This is a genomic window from Pseudomonas sp. NFX71, assembly GCF_048079215.1.
Taxonomy (GTDB): Bacteria; Pseudomonadota; Gammaproteobacteria; order Pseudomonadales; family Pseudomonadaceae; genus Aquipseudomonas; species Aquipseudomonas fluorescens_B.
On the sequence record NZ_CP182230.1, the window covers coordinates 3389449 to 3405794 of the forward strand.

Below are 16346 nucleotides of genomic sequence, written 5' to 3' on the forward strand. Positions count from 1 at the left end.
AACGGCCCGCAGGCCGTTTTTTGTTTACCGCAAACGCTTAACCACCAAGGTACGCTTCGCGCACTTTCGGGTCGGTCAGCAGCGCTTCGCCGGTGCCTTGCATCACCACCCGGCCATTCTCCAGAACGTACGCGCGGTCAGCGATTTTCAGCGCCTGGTTAGCGTTCTGCTCCACCAGGAACACCGTCACGCCATCCTTGCGCAGTTGCTCGATGATGTCGAAGATCTGCTGGATGATGATCGGTGCCAGGCCCAGCGATGGCTCGTCGAGCAGCAACAGCTTGGGCTTGCTCATCAGCGCACGGCCGATGGCGAGCATTTGCTGTTCGCCGCCGGACATGGTGCCGCCGCGCTGGGCAAAGCGTTCTTTCAGACGTGGGAAAAGTCCGAGAACCTTTTCCATCTGTTCCTGATAATCGCCCTTGTTGGTGAAGAATCCGCCCATGGACAGATTCTCTTCCACGGTCAGACGGGCAAACACCCGACGACCTTCCGGTACGACCGCAATGCTTTTACGCATGATCTGCGACGAGTCCTGGCCGACGAGCTCTTCGCCCATGTAGCGGATGCTGCCGCTGTGGGCTTGCGGCGAACCGCAGAGGGTCATCAGCAGGGTCGACTTGCCGGCGCCGTTGGCACCGATCAGGGTCACGATCTCGCCCTGACGGACTTCGACGTTGACGCTGTGCAGGGCCTGGATCTTGCCGTAGAAGGTGGAAACGTTTTCGAATTGCAGCATTTACGCTTCCCCCAGGTAGGCTTTGATCACTTCAGGATTGTCGCGGATCTGTTCCGGCGTGCCGTCGGCCAGAGGCGTGCCCTGGTTGATCACGACGATGTGGTCGGAAATGCTCATGACCAGTTTCATGTCGTGTTCGATCAGCAGCACGGTGACGTTGTGCTCTTCACGCAACATGCTGATCAGCGCCTTGAGGTCCTCGGTTTCCTTCGGGTTCAGGCCGGCGGCCGGTTCGTCGAGCATGAGGATCCGCGGACGGGTCATCATGCAACGGGCGATTTCCAGGCGGCGTTGCTGACCGTAGGCCAGGGTGCCGGCCGGGCGGTTGGCGAACGCCGTGAGGTTGACCTTGTCCAGCCAGAACTCGGCGAATTCCATCGCCTCGCGTTCGCTCTTGCGGAACCCCGGCGTCTTGAACAGACCGGACAGGAAGTTGGTGTTCAGGTGACGGTGCTGCGCGATCAAGAGGTTCTCGACCGCGGTCATGTCCTTGAACAACCGCACGTTCTGGAAGGTACGCACCACGCCTTTGAGGGCGATCTTGTGGCCGGGCAGGCCTTCGATCGGCTCGCCGTCCAGCAGGATGCTGCCGCCGCTCGGTTTGTAGAAACCGGTCAGGCAGTTGAACACGGTGGTCTTGCCGGCGCCGTTGGGGCCGATCAGCGCAACCACCTGTTTTTCCTTCACGGTCAGGGCTACGCCGTTGACCGCCAGCAAGCCGCCGAAGCGCATGCTCAGATTTTCGACTTTAAGGATCTCGCGGCTCATTTGCGCAGCTCCATGTGAGGACGTTGCATGGGCAGCAGGCCTTGAGGTCGCCAGATCATCATCAGCACCATCAAGGCGCCGAACATCAACATGCGGTACTCACTGAACTCACGCATCATTTCAGGCAGCAGGATCATCACCACGGCCGCGAGGATCACGCCCAGTTGCGAGCCCATGCCACCCAACACGACGATGGCGAGGATGATCGCCGATTCGATGAAGGTGAAGGACTCCGGCGTCACCAGACCCTGACGGGCGGCGAAGAAGCTGCCGGCGAAACCGGCGAAGCTGGCGCCCAGGGTAAAGGCCGACAACTTGATGACCGTAGGATTGAGACCCAGTGCACGGCAGGCGATTTCGTCTTCACGTAACGCTTCCCATGCGCGACCGATCGGCATGCGCAGCAAACGATTGATGACGAACAGGGCGCCGAGGGCCAGCAACAGCGCAACCAGGTAGAGGAAAATCACCTTGTTGATCGAGTTGTATTCCAGGCCGAAGTACTCGTGGAACGTCTGCATGCCTTCGGCTGCTTTACGTTCGAAGGTCAGACCGAAGAACGTTGGTTTCTCGATGTTGCTGATGCCGTTCGGGCCACCGGTGAGGCCGGTGAGGTTACGCAGGAACAGACGGATGATTTCACCGAATCCCAGGGTCACGATCGCCAGGTAGTCACCGCGCAGACGCAGGACCGGGAAGCCGAGCAGGAAGCCGAAGGTGGCCGCCATCAGGCCGGCGATCGGCAGGCAGATCCAGAAGCTCAAGCCGTAGTAATGCGACAGCAGTGCATAACTGTAGGCCCCGACGGCGTAGAAACCGACGTAACCGAGGTCGAGCAGGCCGGCCAGACCGACCACGATGTTCAGGCCGAGGCCGAGCATCACGTAGATCAGCACCAGGGTGGCGATGTCCACCGCGCCGCGAGAGCCGAAGAACGGCCAGACCAGGGCACCGGCGATCAACGCAATGATGATCCAGCGCTGGGTGGTCGGCAGGGTCAGGAAGTTACTGGCCTTGGCCGGCATCAACGGCATGTTTGGCGAAGAGCGCCAGGCCGAGCTGATCTGCTGATCGAACAACACCCGCAGGAACATCAGCACCGAGCACACGGCGATGGTGATCAGCGTTGCAGTGCTGGTGCCGTGGACTTCCAGGTTGATACCGACGATGGTCAGTTTCAGACCGAGTACCGGGTAGGCAACCGCCCACACCAGCAAGGCGCTGAACAACGCCTGTTTAAGATTCCTAGTCATACTTTCTCAACCTCCGGACGGCCCAGCAGGCCGGTTGGCCGGAACAACAACACCAGAACCAATAGACCGAACGCCACGACGTCCTTGTACTGGTCGCCGAAGATATCGGCACCGAAGGCTTCCGCGACCCCAAGCACCAGCCCGCCGAGCATGGCGCCCGGGATGCTGCCGATACCGCCCAGTACCGCTGCGGTGAAGGCCTTGAGGCCGACGAGGAAACCGGCGTTCGGGTTGATCACGCCGTATTGCATGCTCAGCAGCACGGCGGCGATGGCGGCCAGTGCGGCACCGATGACAAAGGTCAGGGCGATGATGTTGTTGGTGTTGATACCCAGCAGGTTGGCCATCTTGATGTCTTCGGCGCAGGCGCGGCAGGCGCGACCCAGGCGAGAGCGGGAGATGAACAGCGTCAGGCCGACCATGGCGACCAGCGTCACCACGAACACCACGATTTGCATGTAGGAAATCAGCACTTCATGTGCGCCACCTGGCCCGATGGTGAAGTTGCCGGGGATCAGGTTGGGGATGGATTTGTCCTTGGAGTCTTGCGCCAGCAGAACCGTGTTCTGCAGGAAAATCGACATGCCGATGGCGGAAATCAGCGGGATCAGACGGTTGCTGCCGCGCAAGGGGCGGTAGGCGATCCGTTCGATGCTGTAACCGTAGGCACTGGTCACGACAATGGTCGCGAGGAAAGCGGCGGTCATCAACAGCGGAACACTGTCGAGTCCCATCATGGCCAGCCCGGCGATGGCGATGAACGCCACGTAGGAGCCGATCATGTACACCTCGCCGTGGGCGAAGTTGATCATTCCAATGATGCCGTAAACCATCGTATAGCCGATGGCGATCAGGGCATACGTGCTGCCAATGGTCAGACCATTAACCAGCTGTTGGAAGAAGTGATAGATGTCAGGCATTACAGCGCTCCTAAAAACCTGATACGCATTTCACTGGTGGAGTCATTTTCCCGCTCGAGCCCCGTGGATCTGCATCCACTTCGAACGCGAGGTTTGCCAGCGAACCGCTGATGACGGTTTTGAGATTTTCAGGTGGGGAGACTGGCGGATCACGCCAGCGCGGCCCAATACGTTCGTAAAACAAAGCCCACGGCACGCCGTGGGCTTTATTGGCAGTCAGTCAGGCAACGCCTTACTGAGGCTTGGCTTCAGTTTTTGGTTTGCCGAAGTGCCACTCGTAAACCACAAATTTGAAGTCTTTCAGGTCGCCCTTGTCGTCGAAGCTCAGGTCGCCGGTAGGCGTCTTGAAGGTGCCTGCGTGGATGGCAGCAGCCACTTTGGCGGTGTCTTCGGACTTGGCAGCCTTGATGCCTTCAGCGATCACTTCCACAGCCGAGTAGGCCGGGAATACGAACGGACCGCTCGGGTCTTCTTTCTTCGCTTTGAAGGCGTCAGCCAGGGCAACGTTGGCCGGATCCTGGTCGAAGGATTTCGGCAGGGTGACCAACAGACCTTCGGAAGCATCCTTGGCGATCTGCGAAATGGAGTCGTTACCCACGCCTTCCGGACCCATGAACTTGGCTTTCAGGCCTTTTTCCTGGGATTGACGCAGGATCAGGCCCAGCTCAGGGTGGTAGCCGCCGTAGTAGACGAAGTCGACGTTGGCTTGCTTGAGCTTGGCGATGATCGAGGAGAAGTCCTTGTCGCCGGCGTTAATGCCTTCGAACACGGCGACCTTGGTGCCTTTCTTCTCGAGGGTCTGTTTAACGGCGGTGGCGATGCCTTCACCGTATTGCTGTTTGTCGTGCAGGACAGCAACGATTTTCGGTTTTACGTGATCGGCTATGTAGTTACCGGCGGCAGGGCCCTGGGCGCTGTCCAGACCGATGGTGCGGAACACCATTTTGTAACCACGGTTGGTGATGTCCGGGCTGGTGGCAGCCGGGGTGATCATGATCACGCCTTCGTCTTCGTAGATGTCCGAAGCCGGTTGAGTGGAGCTGGAGCACAGGTGACCGACCACGAACTTGACGCCGTCGTTGACGACCTTGTTCGCGACAGCCACAGCTTGTTTTGGATCACAGGCGTCATCGTACTCAACGGCTTCGAGTTTCTTGCCGTCTACGCCGCCCTTGGCGTTGATTTGTTCGATGGCCATTTTGGCGCCACTGAACTGCATGTCGCCGTATTGGGCTACAGGACCGGTCTTAGGGCCGGCGATGCCGATCTTGATGGTGTCAGCTGCGAACGAATGGCTGGCAACCCCGGCCAGAACCATAGCGGCAAACAGTTTGGAAATCTGCTTAGTAGCCTTAGTCATAGTGCTCCACTCTTACTGTTGTAGTTTTTATAGTCCTGGCGCCGTAGCAGCAGAACCGGGTCAGATATCTTCGACATCCTCCGGAAAATGCCCCCGGCAACTGTACCGGTACAGTGTAGAGCGCCGATTGTTAGCCTGGGAAGCTGGCGCCAGGGGGCAAAATCAGGGGGTGTCGCTTTTTTGAAAGAAAAAGACAGAATTGCGGCGGGGGCTTCAGCTGAAATATCAGCAATCCTTGGCTTTCCTGCAGTTTTCAATCGGCGACTCAATTGCTTCCGGGTTTTTCTGCCAGACCACCAACGTTATCATCCACGTCGATTTCTTTTCCGGACAGGACCCATGACTCAAGAACCTAGCACCCTCTATGCCAAGCTGCTTGGTGAAACCGCATCTATTACCTGGAAAGAGCTGGAGCCGTTCTTCGCCAAGGGTGCCCTATTGTGGGTCAGTCCTGAGCTGGATTTGATTGCGGCGGCGGAGGCTGTAGCGACCGATGACGGTGAGAAAGTGGCTGCCTGGCTGGCCGCCGACGAGGTCGCCAAGCTGTCTGAAACGCGGGCGCTGGATCTTTTTGAACGTGACCCGGAGCTGTGGGCAGTGGTGGTTTCGCCGTGGATTATGATCCAGGAAAGGGCGACGAAGTGAATCTCTGCACCGAATGAGTGCGCGAGTTCGCCGAACAAAAGTGTGTAGCCGAGTAGCGTGATGGCATGTTGCCGTAGAGAAAGGCCACAGGCGTGGCCAGCATCACGGTGACGTAAACGTAACGGGAACAGTTTATTGAGCAGCCGATGGGCTGCTTAATTGTTTCTGGATGTTGGATTTCGTGGTGAATGTGCCGCCGCCATCGCGAGCAGGCTCGCTCCCACAGTTAACCGCGTTTCTTCAGAAGAAATGCGATCCCTGTGGGAGCGAGCCTGCTCGCGATTGGGCGCGACGCGGTTTTAGAAGGTTTTACCAGTATGGTTATTGAGCGAAATAACCTTGGTCTTGCCGATCCGGTGACGGTAGATCTCGCGCAGATACTTGATCGCCTTCTTCACGCAATCACGCGACAGCCGAATGTCGTTGATCGAGACAAACTTGTCCTTGTCGCTGATCAGCTCGCGGTACTTCTTCTCGTACATCGGTTTGATCGCATACCAGTTGGTATCGAGAATCTTCGCCGGGTTTTCGAACTCGTTGAGCAAGTCGTCGATCAGGTCTTCGTCGAACTCTTCATTGATGATGAAGTCCAGGATCGAGTTATCCAGGGTATCGTCGAAGCGGTACGGGTTCTTCGCGAAGCAGCGCTTGATGAACGCGACGATCAGCGTCAGGAAATCGTCCGACAGGCACGGGCTCTTGGCGATCAATGTGGTCAGCGACAAGTTGGCCGACGCGCCGATCACCAGCGCGTAGCGCTTGAGCGTGGTGTTCGGGAACAGGCTGTTGAGGTGAGTCTTCAACCGGTTCAGGTCCATGTAGGACAGTTTGTAGTCTTTGGGCAGGGACACGATCGAGACCACCGACGAGCAGTTCTTGAAGAAGTGCAGGTCGTGCAACGCGGCCGCGTCATAACCGGAATTCTTGTACTGCTCCAGCGACGCCCGATAGCGCTTGGATTCGATCGGCAACAGGCTGATGCCTTCGATGGCCTGGGTGACTTTATTGAAGTGCGGCAGGTCGATGGAGCGGAAGAACAGGTCATCGATGTTCAGGCGCTGCGGTTCTTTTTCGAACACCTTGAACTTGTCGCTGCTCGGTGGCGGCGTTTCCGGTACCACGGATTCGGCGTAGGCAATCGCCACCGGGCCAGCCAGACTCATGAACAGGTCGTTGGCGTCGAGGCGAATGGTCTCGCCGATGTCGATGCCGGCGCGACGGAAATAGTTCTGGTCGTAGTCGGTCGTGACCGCCTGCGCCGTCAGGATGTTGAAGATCTGCTGCGAGATGTACTGGTTGGCGTGCTTTTCCATCGCGTTGACGTCGATGTTCTGGATGTTGCCGTCATCGCTTTCTTCGGCATACCGCATGATGTCGTTGGAGATCAGCATCATGGCGTTCCATGGGCGGATACGACCCATCACGCTCGCTTCGCTGCTGTCTTCGTTGGCGAAGTTGTAGGAGAAGTCCCACTCTTCCGACAGGTATTTGCACAGCAGACGACCGGCGTTGATGTGCAGCGCCTCGGACATTTCACTGCGGTGATCGGAAATGTTCGGCAGTACGCAAATGCCGCTGGTGAAGATCGGTTCGAAGACGAAGGAATGACCGCTCTTGCCGTCATGCTCGTCCATCGGTTTGGTGTCGAACGTTTTGTTCATGTACGAGTGCTGCTGGGCCAGGCCGAATTCCGACGCCATGCCCGAACCGGTACCGCCGCCGGCACTGAAGATCGAGAAATACAGGCGCGACTGGTTGGCCTTGATACCGCAGCTGTCGATCAGGTACGAGTGAATCATCTTCCAGTCAGGGCTGGAAAAACGCTGGGTGTCCTTGTTCAGGATGATCTTGGCCAGGTACTGGCCGAGGATCGGCGCGTTACCGGCACCACCGGCGTGGACTTCCGACAAGTCCATGATTTTCATTTTGCTGTAGTCGCGCAGGAAGCCGCTTTTTTCGCCCTTGCGCGAGAAACGGATGCGACCGGCGATGTCTTTGTCCAGGTCGCCGAGCATCACCAGCGGCTCGACCAGGAACACCGGTTTGGTGGCCTTGTTCGTCCCCAGGCGCAGGTTGTTGCGGATCCACTGGGCCGGGCTGTAGCCCTTTTCGGCGTAGCGTTTGTCCGGCGACAGGCGGTCTTCGTTGTTGAATTCGTTGAGGTAGAACTTGCGCGCGTTGTACACCAGCTCCGCGACGTCCAGCGCAATGTTCGAGCCGCAGCGACCGAGGCCGATCAGGCACACCGACGGGAATTCCTGGTCGCTGTGTTGCTCGTTATCGCCTTCCAGGTGCGGCGGGCGCGGGAATACCAGGTCGCGCAGGCCGTCGAGGTTATCGAGGATGCGGTCGGTGTTGGTTTCGGTGAAGTACAGGTATTGCTGAGTCGCCAGCGGGCGCGACGGCGTCAATGGCTTCGACGGTGCGGGGCTGTTCGCCGCGGGGCTCAGCGTCAGATCGGATATCGCAGTGGCCGGATTGTTTTTGGAAGTCATTGTGCGCCATGTACCTGGGCTGGTCGGTCGGGCGACTACTGTCGTCGAACCGTCACGGATGGGTTCTCGCGTCTTGTTTTCAGCGCGTCATTGGCCCAAGCGTCAGGGGGTGGCCTGAGCATCACTCGGGGGAATCCTTTCCTTAGTCATGATGAATCGGCCAATATTTGGCGATCTTTAATCGAAAAGAAGGCCAAATGATGTCAACGCTACCTTCGTTGGGTTTTGCCGGGATCGGCCTGATGGGTTTGCCGATGTGTCGGCGCTTGCTGGCGGCGGGCTATCCGCTGGCGGTGTGGAACCGTAATCCGGACAAGTGCGCGCCTTTGGTAGAAGCAGGAGCGCGGCAGGTGAAGACGCCCGCCGAACTCTGTCGGCACGCGGAGGTGGTGATGCTGTGTCTGGCGGACACGCCAGTGGTGCGCGAGGTGGTGTTTGGTCCGGGCGGGATTGCCGAGGGTGGGAGAAGCGGCCAGCTGTTGGTGGATTTTTCCAGCCTGGAACCCACCGCGACGCGGGAAATGTCAGCGCGGCTGGCCAGCCAGACCGGCATGAGCTGGCTGGACGCTCCGGTGTCCGGCGGTGTGGTCGGTGCCGAGGCTGGTAGCCTGGCCATCATGGTGGGCGGCGAAGCGGCGGACCTTGAGCGTGTCATGCCTGTACTGCTGAACCTCGGCCAGCGCGTCACCCATATGGGCGCGGTCGGGGCGGGGCAGGTGACCAAAGTCTGTAATCAGATGATTGTCGCTTGCAACGCCCTGGTCATCGCCGAAGTGGTGGCGCTGGCCGAGCGTTCCGGTGTGCAGGCCAGCCTGATCGCCGAAGCCCTGGCAGGTGGTTTTGCCGATTCCCGACCCTTGCAGATCCTCGCCCCGCAAATGGCCGAAAGCCGCTTCGAACCCGTGAAATGGCACGTGCGCACGCTGCTCAAGGACCTCGACACCGCGGTGAAATTTTCCCGTGAACAGGGCTCGGCCACGCCAGTCAGCGGATTGGCTGCGCAACTGATGCGCCTGCATGGGGCTCAGGGCTTTTTGCAAAAGGACCCGTCAACGTTAGTGCAGCTGTACCGCGAGCCAGATTCAAAGGAGTGAACCCGCGCGTATGTTTGCGTTGGTTGATCTCGTCCAGCACAGGACGCAACTCCGTCAGCGGCACCGGGCGACTGAGCAGGAAGCCCTGCACGAAATCGCAGCCGTTGCGCTCCAGAAACGCGAATTGCTCGGGGGTTTCGACGCCTTCGGTGACGACCTGCAAATGCAGCGTGTGGGCCATGACGATGATCGCCTGGACAATTTCCATGTCCTGGGTCGCATTGGGGATGTCCTGAAGGAACGAGCGGTCGATCTTCAGCGTGTTGAGCGGCAGGCGCTTGAGGTAAGCCAGCGATGAGTAGCCGGTGCCGAAATCGTCGATCGACAGCGAAACGCCGAGGGCGCGAATCTGGCGCAGCAACACCAGCGTCTCGGCGATGTTGTTCATCAGTGCGTTCTCGGTCACTTCCAGTTCCAGGCGCTGCGGCGCAATCCCGGTTGCCCACAGTGCCTGTTCGATTTCAGTGGCCAGCTCTTCACGCGCCAGGTTCAGGGGCGAGCAGTTCACCGCGATATGCAGGGTTTCACAGCCTTCGCGCGACAATGTGGCCAAGTCCTCACAGGCTTTGCGCAGGACCCAGTTGTCCAGCTCGGCGATCAGGCCGTTGGCCTCGGCAATGGCAATGAAGCGGTCCGGCGCCAGCAGTCCGTGAACCGGATGTTGCCAGCGGACCAGGGCTTCAAGCTTGCTGACCTGGCCGGTTTTCAGGTCCTGGACGGGTTGGTAGTGGAGCACCAGCCCGCTGTTTTCGCTGAGGGCCTGGCGCAGCTCTTCTTCCAGCTGCAATTCCAGCGTGGCACGGGTTTTCAGGTTTGAGCTGAAGAAATTCAGACCATTGCGACCGTTGCCCTTGGATTGGTACAGCGCCAGGTCGGCGTGTTTGAGCAGTTCTTCGCAAGTGGTGCCATCGTCGGGAAACAGGCTGATACCGATGCTCGTGGTCATCACCATGCGCCGCCCTGACAGCTCGATCGGCTCCTTCATTTTCAGCATGATGCGCTGGGCCATGTGCCGTGCTTCTTCGCGATCGCGCAGACTGATGAGCAGGCAGAACTCGTCACCACCGAAGCGCGCCACCACATTTTCGTGGCCGCGTACCGAACCCTTGATGTGCTGGGCCAGGACTTTAAGCAGTTCATCGCCGGCATCATGGCCGAGGCTGTCATTGATTCGCTTGAAATGGTCGATGTCGAGAAACATCACCGCCAGCATGCCGCCTTCATTGGTTTTCTGGAGCAGCCTTTCGGCGAAGATCTGGTTGAAGCCTCGCCGGTTGATCAGGTTGGTCAACGCGTCATAGTTCGCCACGTGTTGTAGCGACAGGCGTGCCTGGTCCAGTTGGCCGAGCAGTCTGTTGACCCGTTGCAGGTCGCGTTCCTTGTGTTGCAGTTTCTTGTCCGCCAATGCCGCGCTGATGCTGCTGCCGATGATCAGCAGCGTCATCACCGCCACCGTCAGCCCCAGTTGCAGGTGATTGTTGTCACCGGGCAGTGTCAGCGGGCTGCCGGTTGGCAGCACCAGGTTGAAGGCGGCCATACCGGTGAAATGCATGCTGATAATGCCTGCCCCGAGTACCAGGCTGGCGCTGAACTTGACCAATTGATGGGTCGTGCCAGAGCCATCGCGCAGGCGACTCGACAGCAACAGTGCCGCGAAGCTGGCGGCAATGGCGATCACGATGGAGAGGGTGAACAGCGCCGGCTGGTAATAGGTCATCGCATTCGAACGCATGGCCGCCATGCCCACGTAATGCATGGTGGCGATGCCCAGCCCGATGCAGATCGAAGCCTGGGCGTATTGCCAGATGTTCAGGTGAGGGTGACTGAGGACGAGCATCGCCAGCCACGAGGCGGACAGTGCAATCAGCAGAGAGGCAATGGTGATGGGCAGTTCGTAGTTAATCTCGACGGGCGCCTGAAACGCCAGCATGCCGATGAAATGCATGGCCCAGATCCCGCCTGCCAGGCAGGCGGAACCCACCCAGCGCCAGAGTCGTTGAGAGGCGGGATTTTCCGAATGACCGACTCGCTCGGCCATGTCCAGTGTGGCGAAACCGCCCACGCAGGCGACCAGATAGGCCAGTAGCACCAGAAAGGGGTCATGTGTGCAATTGAGGAAAACCTGCCCGTTTGCGGTCAGCTCGGTAATAAAACGCAAACCAAGCCACTCCATAGCATTCCTCGTCTTGTCCTGGCCGCGTCATGCACGCTGGCGAATGCTTGGGAGTATAGAACTCATAGAAAGGCCGCAAGCCGTAGTGGCATATTGATTTCGATCTTTTTGGAATGAGTTTTGGATTGCTTAGACATAAATTGTTGCATGCACCGCGCCGGGTTCCATGGGGCGGTATCAGCTTTACGAATAATTACAGACAGCTCTGGCGGGCCTGACTAGATTGCAGGTTCCGGGCTCGGATGCATCGGCAGTGAAGCCCCAATAACAATAAAAGAGACGGACCCATGCAGAACTCGACCCAAGCGGCGAATGCCTGGCGCATTCTGTTCCTGCTGTTCCTGGCCAATCTGTTCAACTTCTTCGACCGCACCATTCCCGCCATCATCATCGAGCCGATCCGAATGGAATGGAGCCTCAGCGATTTTCAACTGGGGATCATCGGGACTGCATTCACCATCGTCTACGCAATTGCCGGCCTGCCTCTGGGGCGGATGGCCGATACCGGCTCGCGGGCCAAACTGATGGGCTGGGGCCTGGCAGCGTGGAGCGCGCTGACCGCCGTCAACGGGCTGGTGGGCAGTTTCTGGAGTTTCCTGATCGTGCGCATGGGCATCGGGATTGGTGAAGCCAGTTATGCACCCGCCGCCAATTCATTGATCGGCGACCTGTTCCCGGCCCATCGCCGCGCGCGTGCGATGGGCATTTTCATGCTGGGCTTGCCACTGGGCCTGCTGCTGGCGTTCTTCACCATCGGCTGGATGGTCAAGGCATTCGATAGCTGGCGTGCACCATTTTTCATCGCGGCAGTGCCGGGGCTTGTCCTGGCGATCTTCATGTTTTTCATCAAGGAGCCGAAACGCGGCGCGGCCGAAAGTGTGCAGGTTTCGCAGGAGCGTGTGGACCGGCCGATCCGCCGGGTGCTGGCGGTGCCGACATTCCTCTGGCTGGTGATGGCGGGGTTGTGTTTCAACTTCGCCACCTATGCCTGCAACTCCTTCCTGGTGCCGATGTTGCAGCGTTATTTCCTGATGCCCTTGCATGAGGCCGCCGTGGCAACGGGCGTCATCGTCGGTGTGACGGGGCTGTTCGGCCTGACGTTGGGTGGTTGGGTCGCGGACAAGATTCACCAGCGCGTGGCCAATGGACGACTGCTGTTTGCAGCGTTCAGCCTGATCATCTCGACGGTGTGTACGGCTTGGGCGTTGCATGCGGGACGGATCGAAATCGGGGTATTCGTGGCGGTGTTCAGCGTCGGCTGGTTATTTGCCTACAACTTCTATACCTGCGTCTACACGGCGATTCAGGACGTGGTCGAACCTCGCCTGCGGGCGACGGCCATGGCGTTGTTCTTTGCCGGGTTGTATTTGCTCGGCGGTGGATTGGGGCCGGTGGTGGTGGGCGCTCTGTCCGATCACTTTGCGCACACGGCCATGCTGGCGGCTGGTGCCGGGCAGATGACCGAAGCGTTCAAGGCCGTCGGGCTGCATGACGCGATGTACCTGATCCCGGTAGCGCTGTTCCTGACGATGGTGTTTCTGTTTCTGGCATCGCGGTGTTTTGTGCGGGATGCGAAGCGGATGAAGGAAGGGTTGGTGGCGGTGGTTGAGCCTGGGGTTTCTGCTGTCACCGCATAACAGGAGCGAACAGAAAACCTGTGGCGAGGGAGCTTGCTCCCGTTGGGGCGCGAAGCAGCCCTGAAATCTCAACGCGACGACTGCTTCGCAGCCGAGCGGGGGGCAAGCTCCCTCGCCACAATGGTTTGTCTCGAAGCATAAAAAGGCCCGCATCGCTGCGGGCCCTTTTCATTGCACGAGGTGGTGCAGGGGGCGATTAACCCGCCACCAACACCCGAATCGCTTCCAGTCGCAACGCAGCCTTGTCGAGCATGGCCAGGCCTTGCTCGCGCTGTTTGCGCAAGGCAACCAGTTCGCTGTCGCGTACGGTCGGGTTGACCGCTTGCAACGCCGTCAGGCGTGCCAGTTCTTCGTCGGTGTCGGCCGCCAGGCGACGCTGCGCCTCAGCCACACGCTCGGCGTGACGCGGGAAGATCTTCTCTTCACCGGCGTTGATCCGTGGCGTCAGCTGATCGCGCTGGGCCTGGATGAACTTGTTGGCGCTGGCGCGCGGCACGCTTTCCAATTGATCGTTCAGGGTTTCGAACGAGACCCGGGCCGACAGGTCGTTGCCATTGGCATCGAGCAGGCAGCGCAGCGCGGCCGGCGGCAGGTAACGGCCCAGTTGCAGCGAGCGCGGCGCAACCACTTCGCTGACGTAGAGCAACTCCAGCAACACGGTGCCAGGTTTCAGCGCCTTGTTCTTGATCAGTGCCACGGCGGTGTTGCCCATCGAACCGGACAGCACCAGGTCCATACCGCCCTGCACCATCGGGTGTTCCCAGGTGATGAACTGCATGTCTTCGCGAGACAGTGCCTGGTTGCGGTCGTAGGTGATGGTCACGCCTTCGTCGTCGCCCAGCGGGAAGCTGGCGTCGAGCATTTTTTCACTCGGCTTGAGGATCAGCGCGTTTTCCGAATGGTCTTCGCTGTCGATGCCGAAGGCGTCGAACAGGGTTTCCATGTAGATCGGCAGGGCGAATTGATCGTCTTGCTCAAGAATGTCCTCGACCAGCGCATCCCCTTCGCCAGCGCCGCCGGAGTTGAGCTCCAGCAAACGGTCACGGCCGGTGTGCAGCTCGGCTTCCAGACGCTCACGCTCGGCGCGGGCTTCGTCGATCAGCGCTTGCCACTCGCCATCGTCGGCGTTTTCCAGCAGCGGCAGCAGACGCGGGCCGAACTGGTGCTGCAGGGCGTTGCCGGTCGGGCAGGTGTTGAGGAACGCGTTCAGTGCTTCGTGATACCACTGGAACAACCGCTCTTGCGGGCTGGTTTCCAGGTACGGCACGTGCAGTTCGATGATGTGCTTCTGGCCGATCCGGTCGAGACGACCGATCCGCTGTTCCAGCAGGTCCGGGTGCGACGGCAGATCGAACAGCACCAGATGGTGCGAGAACTGGAAGTTGCGACCTTCACTGCCGATTTCCGAGCAGATCAGCACTTGCGCGCCGAACTCTTCGTCGGCGAAGTAAGCGGCGGCGCGGTCACGCTCGAGGATGTTCATACCCTCGTGGAATACCGTGGCCGGGATGCCGGAGCGCACGCGCAGGGCGTCTTCCAGGTCCATGGCGGTTTCGGCGTGGGCGCAGATCACCAGCACTTTGGTGCGCTTGAGCATCTTCAGCGTATCGATGAGCCACTCGACGCGTGGGTCGAATTTCCACCAGCGCTCTTCTTCGTTGGCGTCCGGCTGGGCCTGGAAGCTGACTTCCGGGTACAGCTCGGCGTGATCGCCCAGCGGCAGTTCGAGGTATTCGTCGGGGCAGGGCAGCGGGTACGGGTGCAGTTTGCGTTCCGGGAACCCTTGCACCGCGGCGCGGGTATTACGGAACAGCACGCGGCCGGTGCCGTGGCGGTCGAGCAGTTCGCGGACCAGACGGGCGCTGGCTTCGGTGTCGCCATCGTTGACGGCGGTCAGCAGCGCTTCGCCTTCGTTGCCGAGGAAGCCGTGAATGGTCTTGTGCGCTTCAGGCGACAGGCGTCCTTTTTCCAGCAGCTCCTGAACGGCTTCGGCGACCGGGCGATAATTTTCGCTCTCGGCGCGGAAAGCGTGCAGGTCATGGAAACGGTTCGGGTCGAGCAGGCGCAGACGGGCGAAGTGACTGTCCTGGCCCAGTTGTTCCGGGGTTGCGGTCAGCAGCAATACGCCAGGAATGACTTCGGCGAGTTGTTCGACCAGCGAGTATTCCGGGCTGGCCTTGTCTTCGTGCCACACCAGGTGGTGGGCTTCGTCGACGACCATCAAGTCCCAACCGGCGGCAAACAGCGCGTCCTGAGCCTTCTCGTCTTCCACCAGCCATTCCAGCGCAACGAGTGCGAGCTGGGTGTCTTCGAACGGGTTGGCGGCATCGCTTTCGATGAAGCGTTCTTCGTCGAACAGCGCGACTTGCAGGTTGAAGCGGCGGCGCATCTCCACCAGCCACTGGTGCTGCAGGTTCTCTGGCACCAGGATCAGTACGCGGTTAGCGCGGCCCGACAGCAGTTGGCGATGGATCACCAGACCGGCTTCGATGGTCTTGCCCAGACCCACTTCGTCCGCCAGCAGGACCCGCGGCGCAATGCGGTCGGCCACTTCACGGGCGATGTGCAACTGGTGCGCGATCGGTTGCGCACGCACGCCACCCAGGCCCCAGAGCGAGGATTGCAATTGACGGCTGGTGTGTTCCAGCGTGTGGTAGCGCAGGGAGAACCAGGCCAGCGGGTCGATCTGCCCGGCGAACAGACGGTCGCTGGCCAGACGGAACTGAATGAAGTTCGACAGCTGGGTTTCCGGCAGGGTGACCACTTCGTTCTGTGCGTTGAGGCCGTGGTAGACCAGCAGGCCGTCGACGTCGTCGACTTCCTGGACAGTCAGTTTCCAGCCTTCGAAGTGAGTGATCGAGTCGCCCGGCGAAAACCGCACGCGGGTGAGGGGCGCATTCCGTAGCGCGTACTGGCGAGTGTCGCCAGTGGCCGGATAGAGCACGGTCAACAAGCGGCCGTCCTGTGCCAGAACGGTGCCCAAACCCAGCTCGGCTTCGCTGTCACTGATCCAGCGTTGCCCCGGTTGATACTGCTGCGCCATGCTGCCTGACTCCCACCTTGAAAAAGCGGGCTATCTTAACGGAATCGGCCCTCCAGACCAAAAGGTTTACGGCGTAGGAGCTGTCGAAGGCTTCGATTTTTTGATCTTGGGGAACGCTTGAGTTCTATGTTGTCCGATAAAGATCGTAGCCTGCGGCAGCTCCTGCAAGTGCCAATCAGGTCACAGTTTGCGACCGATGGCTCAAGTCGCCATCCCCGC

Annotated in this window: 11 protein-coding genes; 3 read left to right on the forward strand and 8 right to left on the reverse strand. The window is 59.7% G+C overall.

From position 1 onward, the window contains the following. Positions 1–37: 37 nt before the first annotated feature. The 5 genes from ACM1ZW_RS15585 to ACM1ZW_RS15605 all read right to left on the reverse strand — a co-directional run bounded on the left by ACM1ZW_RS15585 (position 38) and on the right by ACM1ZW_RS15605 (position 5040). Positions 38–739 (reverse strand): ABC transporter ATP-binding protein, encoded by a 702-nt coding sequence (locus ACM1ZW_RS15585; RefSeq protein ID WP_017336819.1) that lies wholly within the window; start codon positions 737–739, stop codon positions 38–40. Next, positions 740–1507 (reverse strand): high-affinity branched-chain amino acid ABC transporter ATP-binding protein LivG, encoded by a 768-nt coding sequence (gene livG, locus ACM1ZW_RS15590; RefSeq protein ID WP_017336820.1) that lies wholly within the window; start codon positions 1505–1507, stop codon positions 740–742. Next, positions 1504–2760 carry a high-affinity branched-chain amino acid ABC transporter permease LivM gene (locus ACM1ZW_RS15595; protein ID WP_017336821.1) on the reverse strand — a complete coding sequence of 419 codons (1257 nt, stop codon included), beginning with the start codon at positions 2758–2760 and terminating at the stop codon, positions 1504–1506. The genes livG and ACM1ZW_RS15595 overlap by 4 nt, the downstream gene beginning before the upstream one ends. Continuing rightward, on the reverse strand, positions 2757–3680 hold the full coding sequence (gene livH / locus ACM1ZW_RS15600; protein WP_017336822.1) for a high-affinity branched-chain amino acid ABC transporter permease LivH: 924 nt from the start codon (positions 3678–3680) through the stop codon (positions 2757–2759). The genes ACM1ZW_RS15595 and livH overlap by 4 nt, the downstream gene beginning before the upstream one ends. 232 nt (positions 3681–3912) lie before the next feature. Next, positions 3913–5040 (reverse strand): branched-chain amino acid ABC transporter substrate-binding protein, encoded by a 1128-nt coding sequence (locus ACM1ZW_RS15605; protein ID WP_017336823.1) that lies wholly within the window; start codon positions 5038–5040, stop codon positions 3913–3915. 339 nt (positions 5041–5379) lie between these two features. On the opposite strand from ACM1ZW_RS15605, the gene ACM1ZW_RS15610 reads away from it, so the two are divergent. Then, on the forward strand, positions 5380–5685 hold the full coding sequence (locus ACM1ZW_RS15610; RefSeq protein WP_017336825.1) for a DUF2288 domain-containing protein: 306 nt from the start codon (positions 5380–5382) through the stop codon (positions 5683–5685). Between the two features lie 299 nt (positions 5686–5984). Here ACM1ZW_RS15610 and ACM1ZW_RS15615 read toward each other — a convergent pair whose 3' ends face one another. Then, a complete protein-coding gene (locus ACM1ZW_RS15615) occupies positions 5985–8180 on the reverse strand; it encodes a hypothetical protein (protein WP_017336826.1) in 2196 nt (731 codons plus the stop codon). 197 nt (positions 8181–8377) lie between these two features. On the opposite strand from ACM1ZW_RS15615, the gene ACM1ZW_RS15620 reads away from it, so the two are divergent. Beyond that, complete coding sequence (locus ACM1ZW_RS15620) at positions 8378–9274, forward strand: NAD(P)-dependent oxidoreductase (protein ID WP_414884907.1); 897 nt, start codon at positions 8378–8380, stop codon at positions 9272–9274. Here the strand turns inward: ACM1ZW_RS15620 and ACM1ZW_RS15625 are convergent. Continuing rightward, on the reverse strand, positions 9165–11447 hold the full coding sequence (locus tag ACM1ZW_RS15625; RefSeq protein WP_416738859.1) for a putative bifunctional diguanylate cyclase/phosphodiesterase: 2283 nt from the start codon (positions 11445–11447) through the stop codon (positions 9165–9167). The genes ACM1ZW_RS15620 and ACM1ZW_RS15625 overlap by 110 nt on opposite strands. A gap of 287 nt (positions 11448–11734) precedes the next feature. On the opposite strand from ACM1ZW_RS15625, the gene ACM1ZW_RS15630 reads away from it, so the two are divergent. Continuing rightward, positions 11735–13084 carry a spinster family MFS transporter gene (locus tag ACM1ZW_RS15630; protein WP_017336829.1) on the forward strand — a complete coding sequence of 450 codons (1350 nt, stop codon included), beginning with the start codon at positions 11735–11737 and terminating at the stop codon, positions 13082–13084. 196 nt (positions 13085–13280) lie between these two features. Here ACM1ZW_RS15630 and rapA read toward each other — a convergent pair whose 3' ends face one another. Next, positions 13281–16127 carry an RNA polymerase-associated protein RapA gene (gene rapA, locus ACM1ZW_RS15635; protein ID WP_017336830.1) on the reverse strand — a complete coding sequence of 949 codons (2847 nt, stop codon included), beginning with the start codon at positions 16125–16127 and terminating at the stop codon, positions 13281–13283. Between the last annotated feature and the right edge of the window lie 219 nt (positions 16128–16346).

Coding starts and splice junctions, on each gene's coding strand:
- ACM1ZW_RS15585 (WP_017336819.1), bottom strand. CDS start 739: ATGCTGCAATTCGAAAACGTTTCCACCTTCTACGGCAAGATCCAGGCC.
- livG (WP_017336820.1), bottom strand. CDS start 1,507: ATGAGCCGCGAGATCCTTAAAGTCGAAAATCTGAGCATGCGCTTCGGC.
- ACM1ZW_RS15595 (WP_017336821.1), bottom strand. CDS start 2,760: ATGACTAGGAATCTTAAACAGGCGTTGTTCAGCGCCTTGCTGGTGTGG.
- livH (WP_017336822.1), bottom strand. CDS start 3,680: ATGCCTGACATCTATCACTTCTTCCAACAGCTGGTTAATGGTCTGACC.
- ACM1ZW_RS15605 (WP_017336823.1), bottom strand. CDS start 5,040: ATGACTAAGGCTACTAAGCAGATTTCCAAACTGTTTGCCGCTATGGTT.
- ACM1ZW_RS15610 (WP_017336825.1), top strand. CDS start 5,380: ATGACTCAAGAACCTAGCACCCTCTATGCCAAGCTGCTTGGTGAAACC.
- ACM1ZW_RS15615 (WP_017336826.1), bottom strand. CDS start 8,180: ATGACTTCCAAAAACAATCCGGCCACTGCGATATCCGATCTGACGCTG.
- ACM1ZW_RS15620 (WP_414884907.1), top strand. CDS start 8,378: ATGATGTCAACGCTACCTTCGTTGGGTTTTGCCGGGATCGGCCTGATG.
- ACM1ZW_RS15625 (WP_416738859.1), bottom strand. CDS start 11,447: ATGGAGTGGCTTGGTTTGCGTTTTATTACCGAGCTGACCGCAAACGGG.
- ACM1ZW_RS15630 (WP_017336829.1), top strand. CDS start 11,735: ATGCAGAACTCGACCCAAGCGGCGAATGCCTGGCGCATTCTGTTCCTG.
- rapA (WP_017336830.1), bottom strand. CDS start 16,127: ATGGCGCAGCAGTATCAACCGGGGCAACGCTGGATCAGTGACAGCGAA.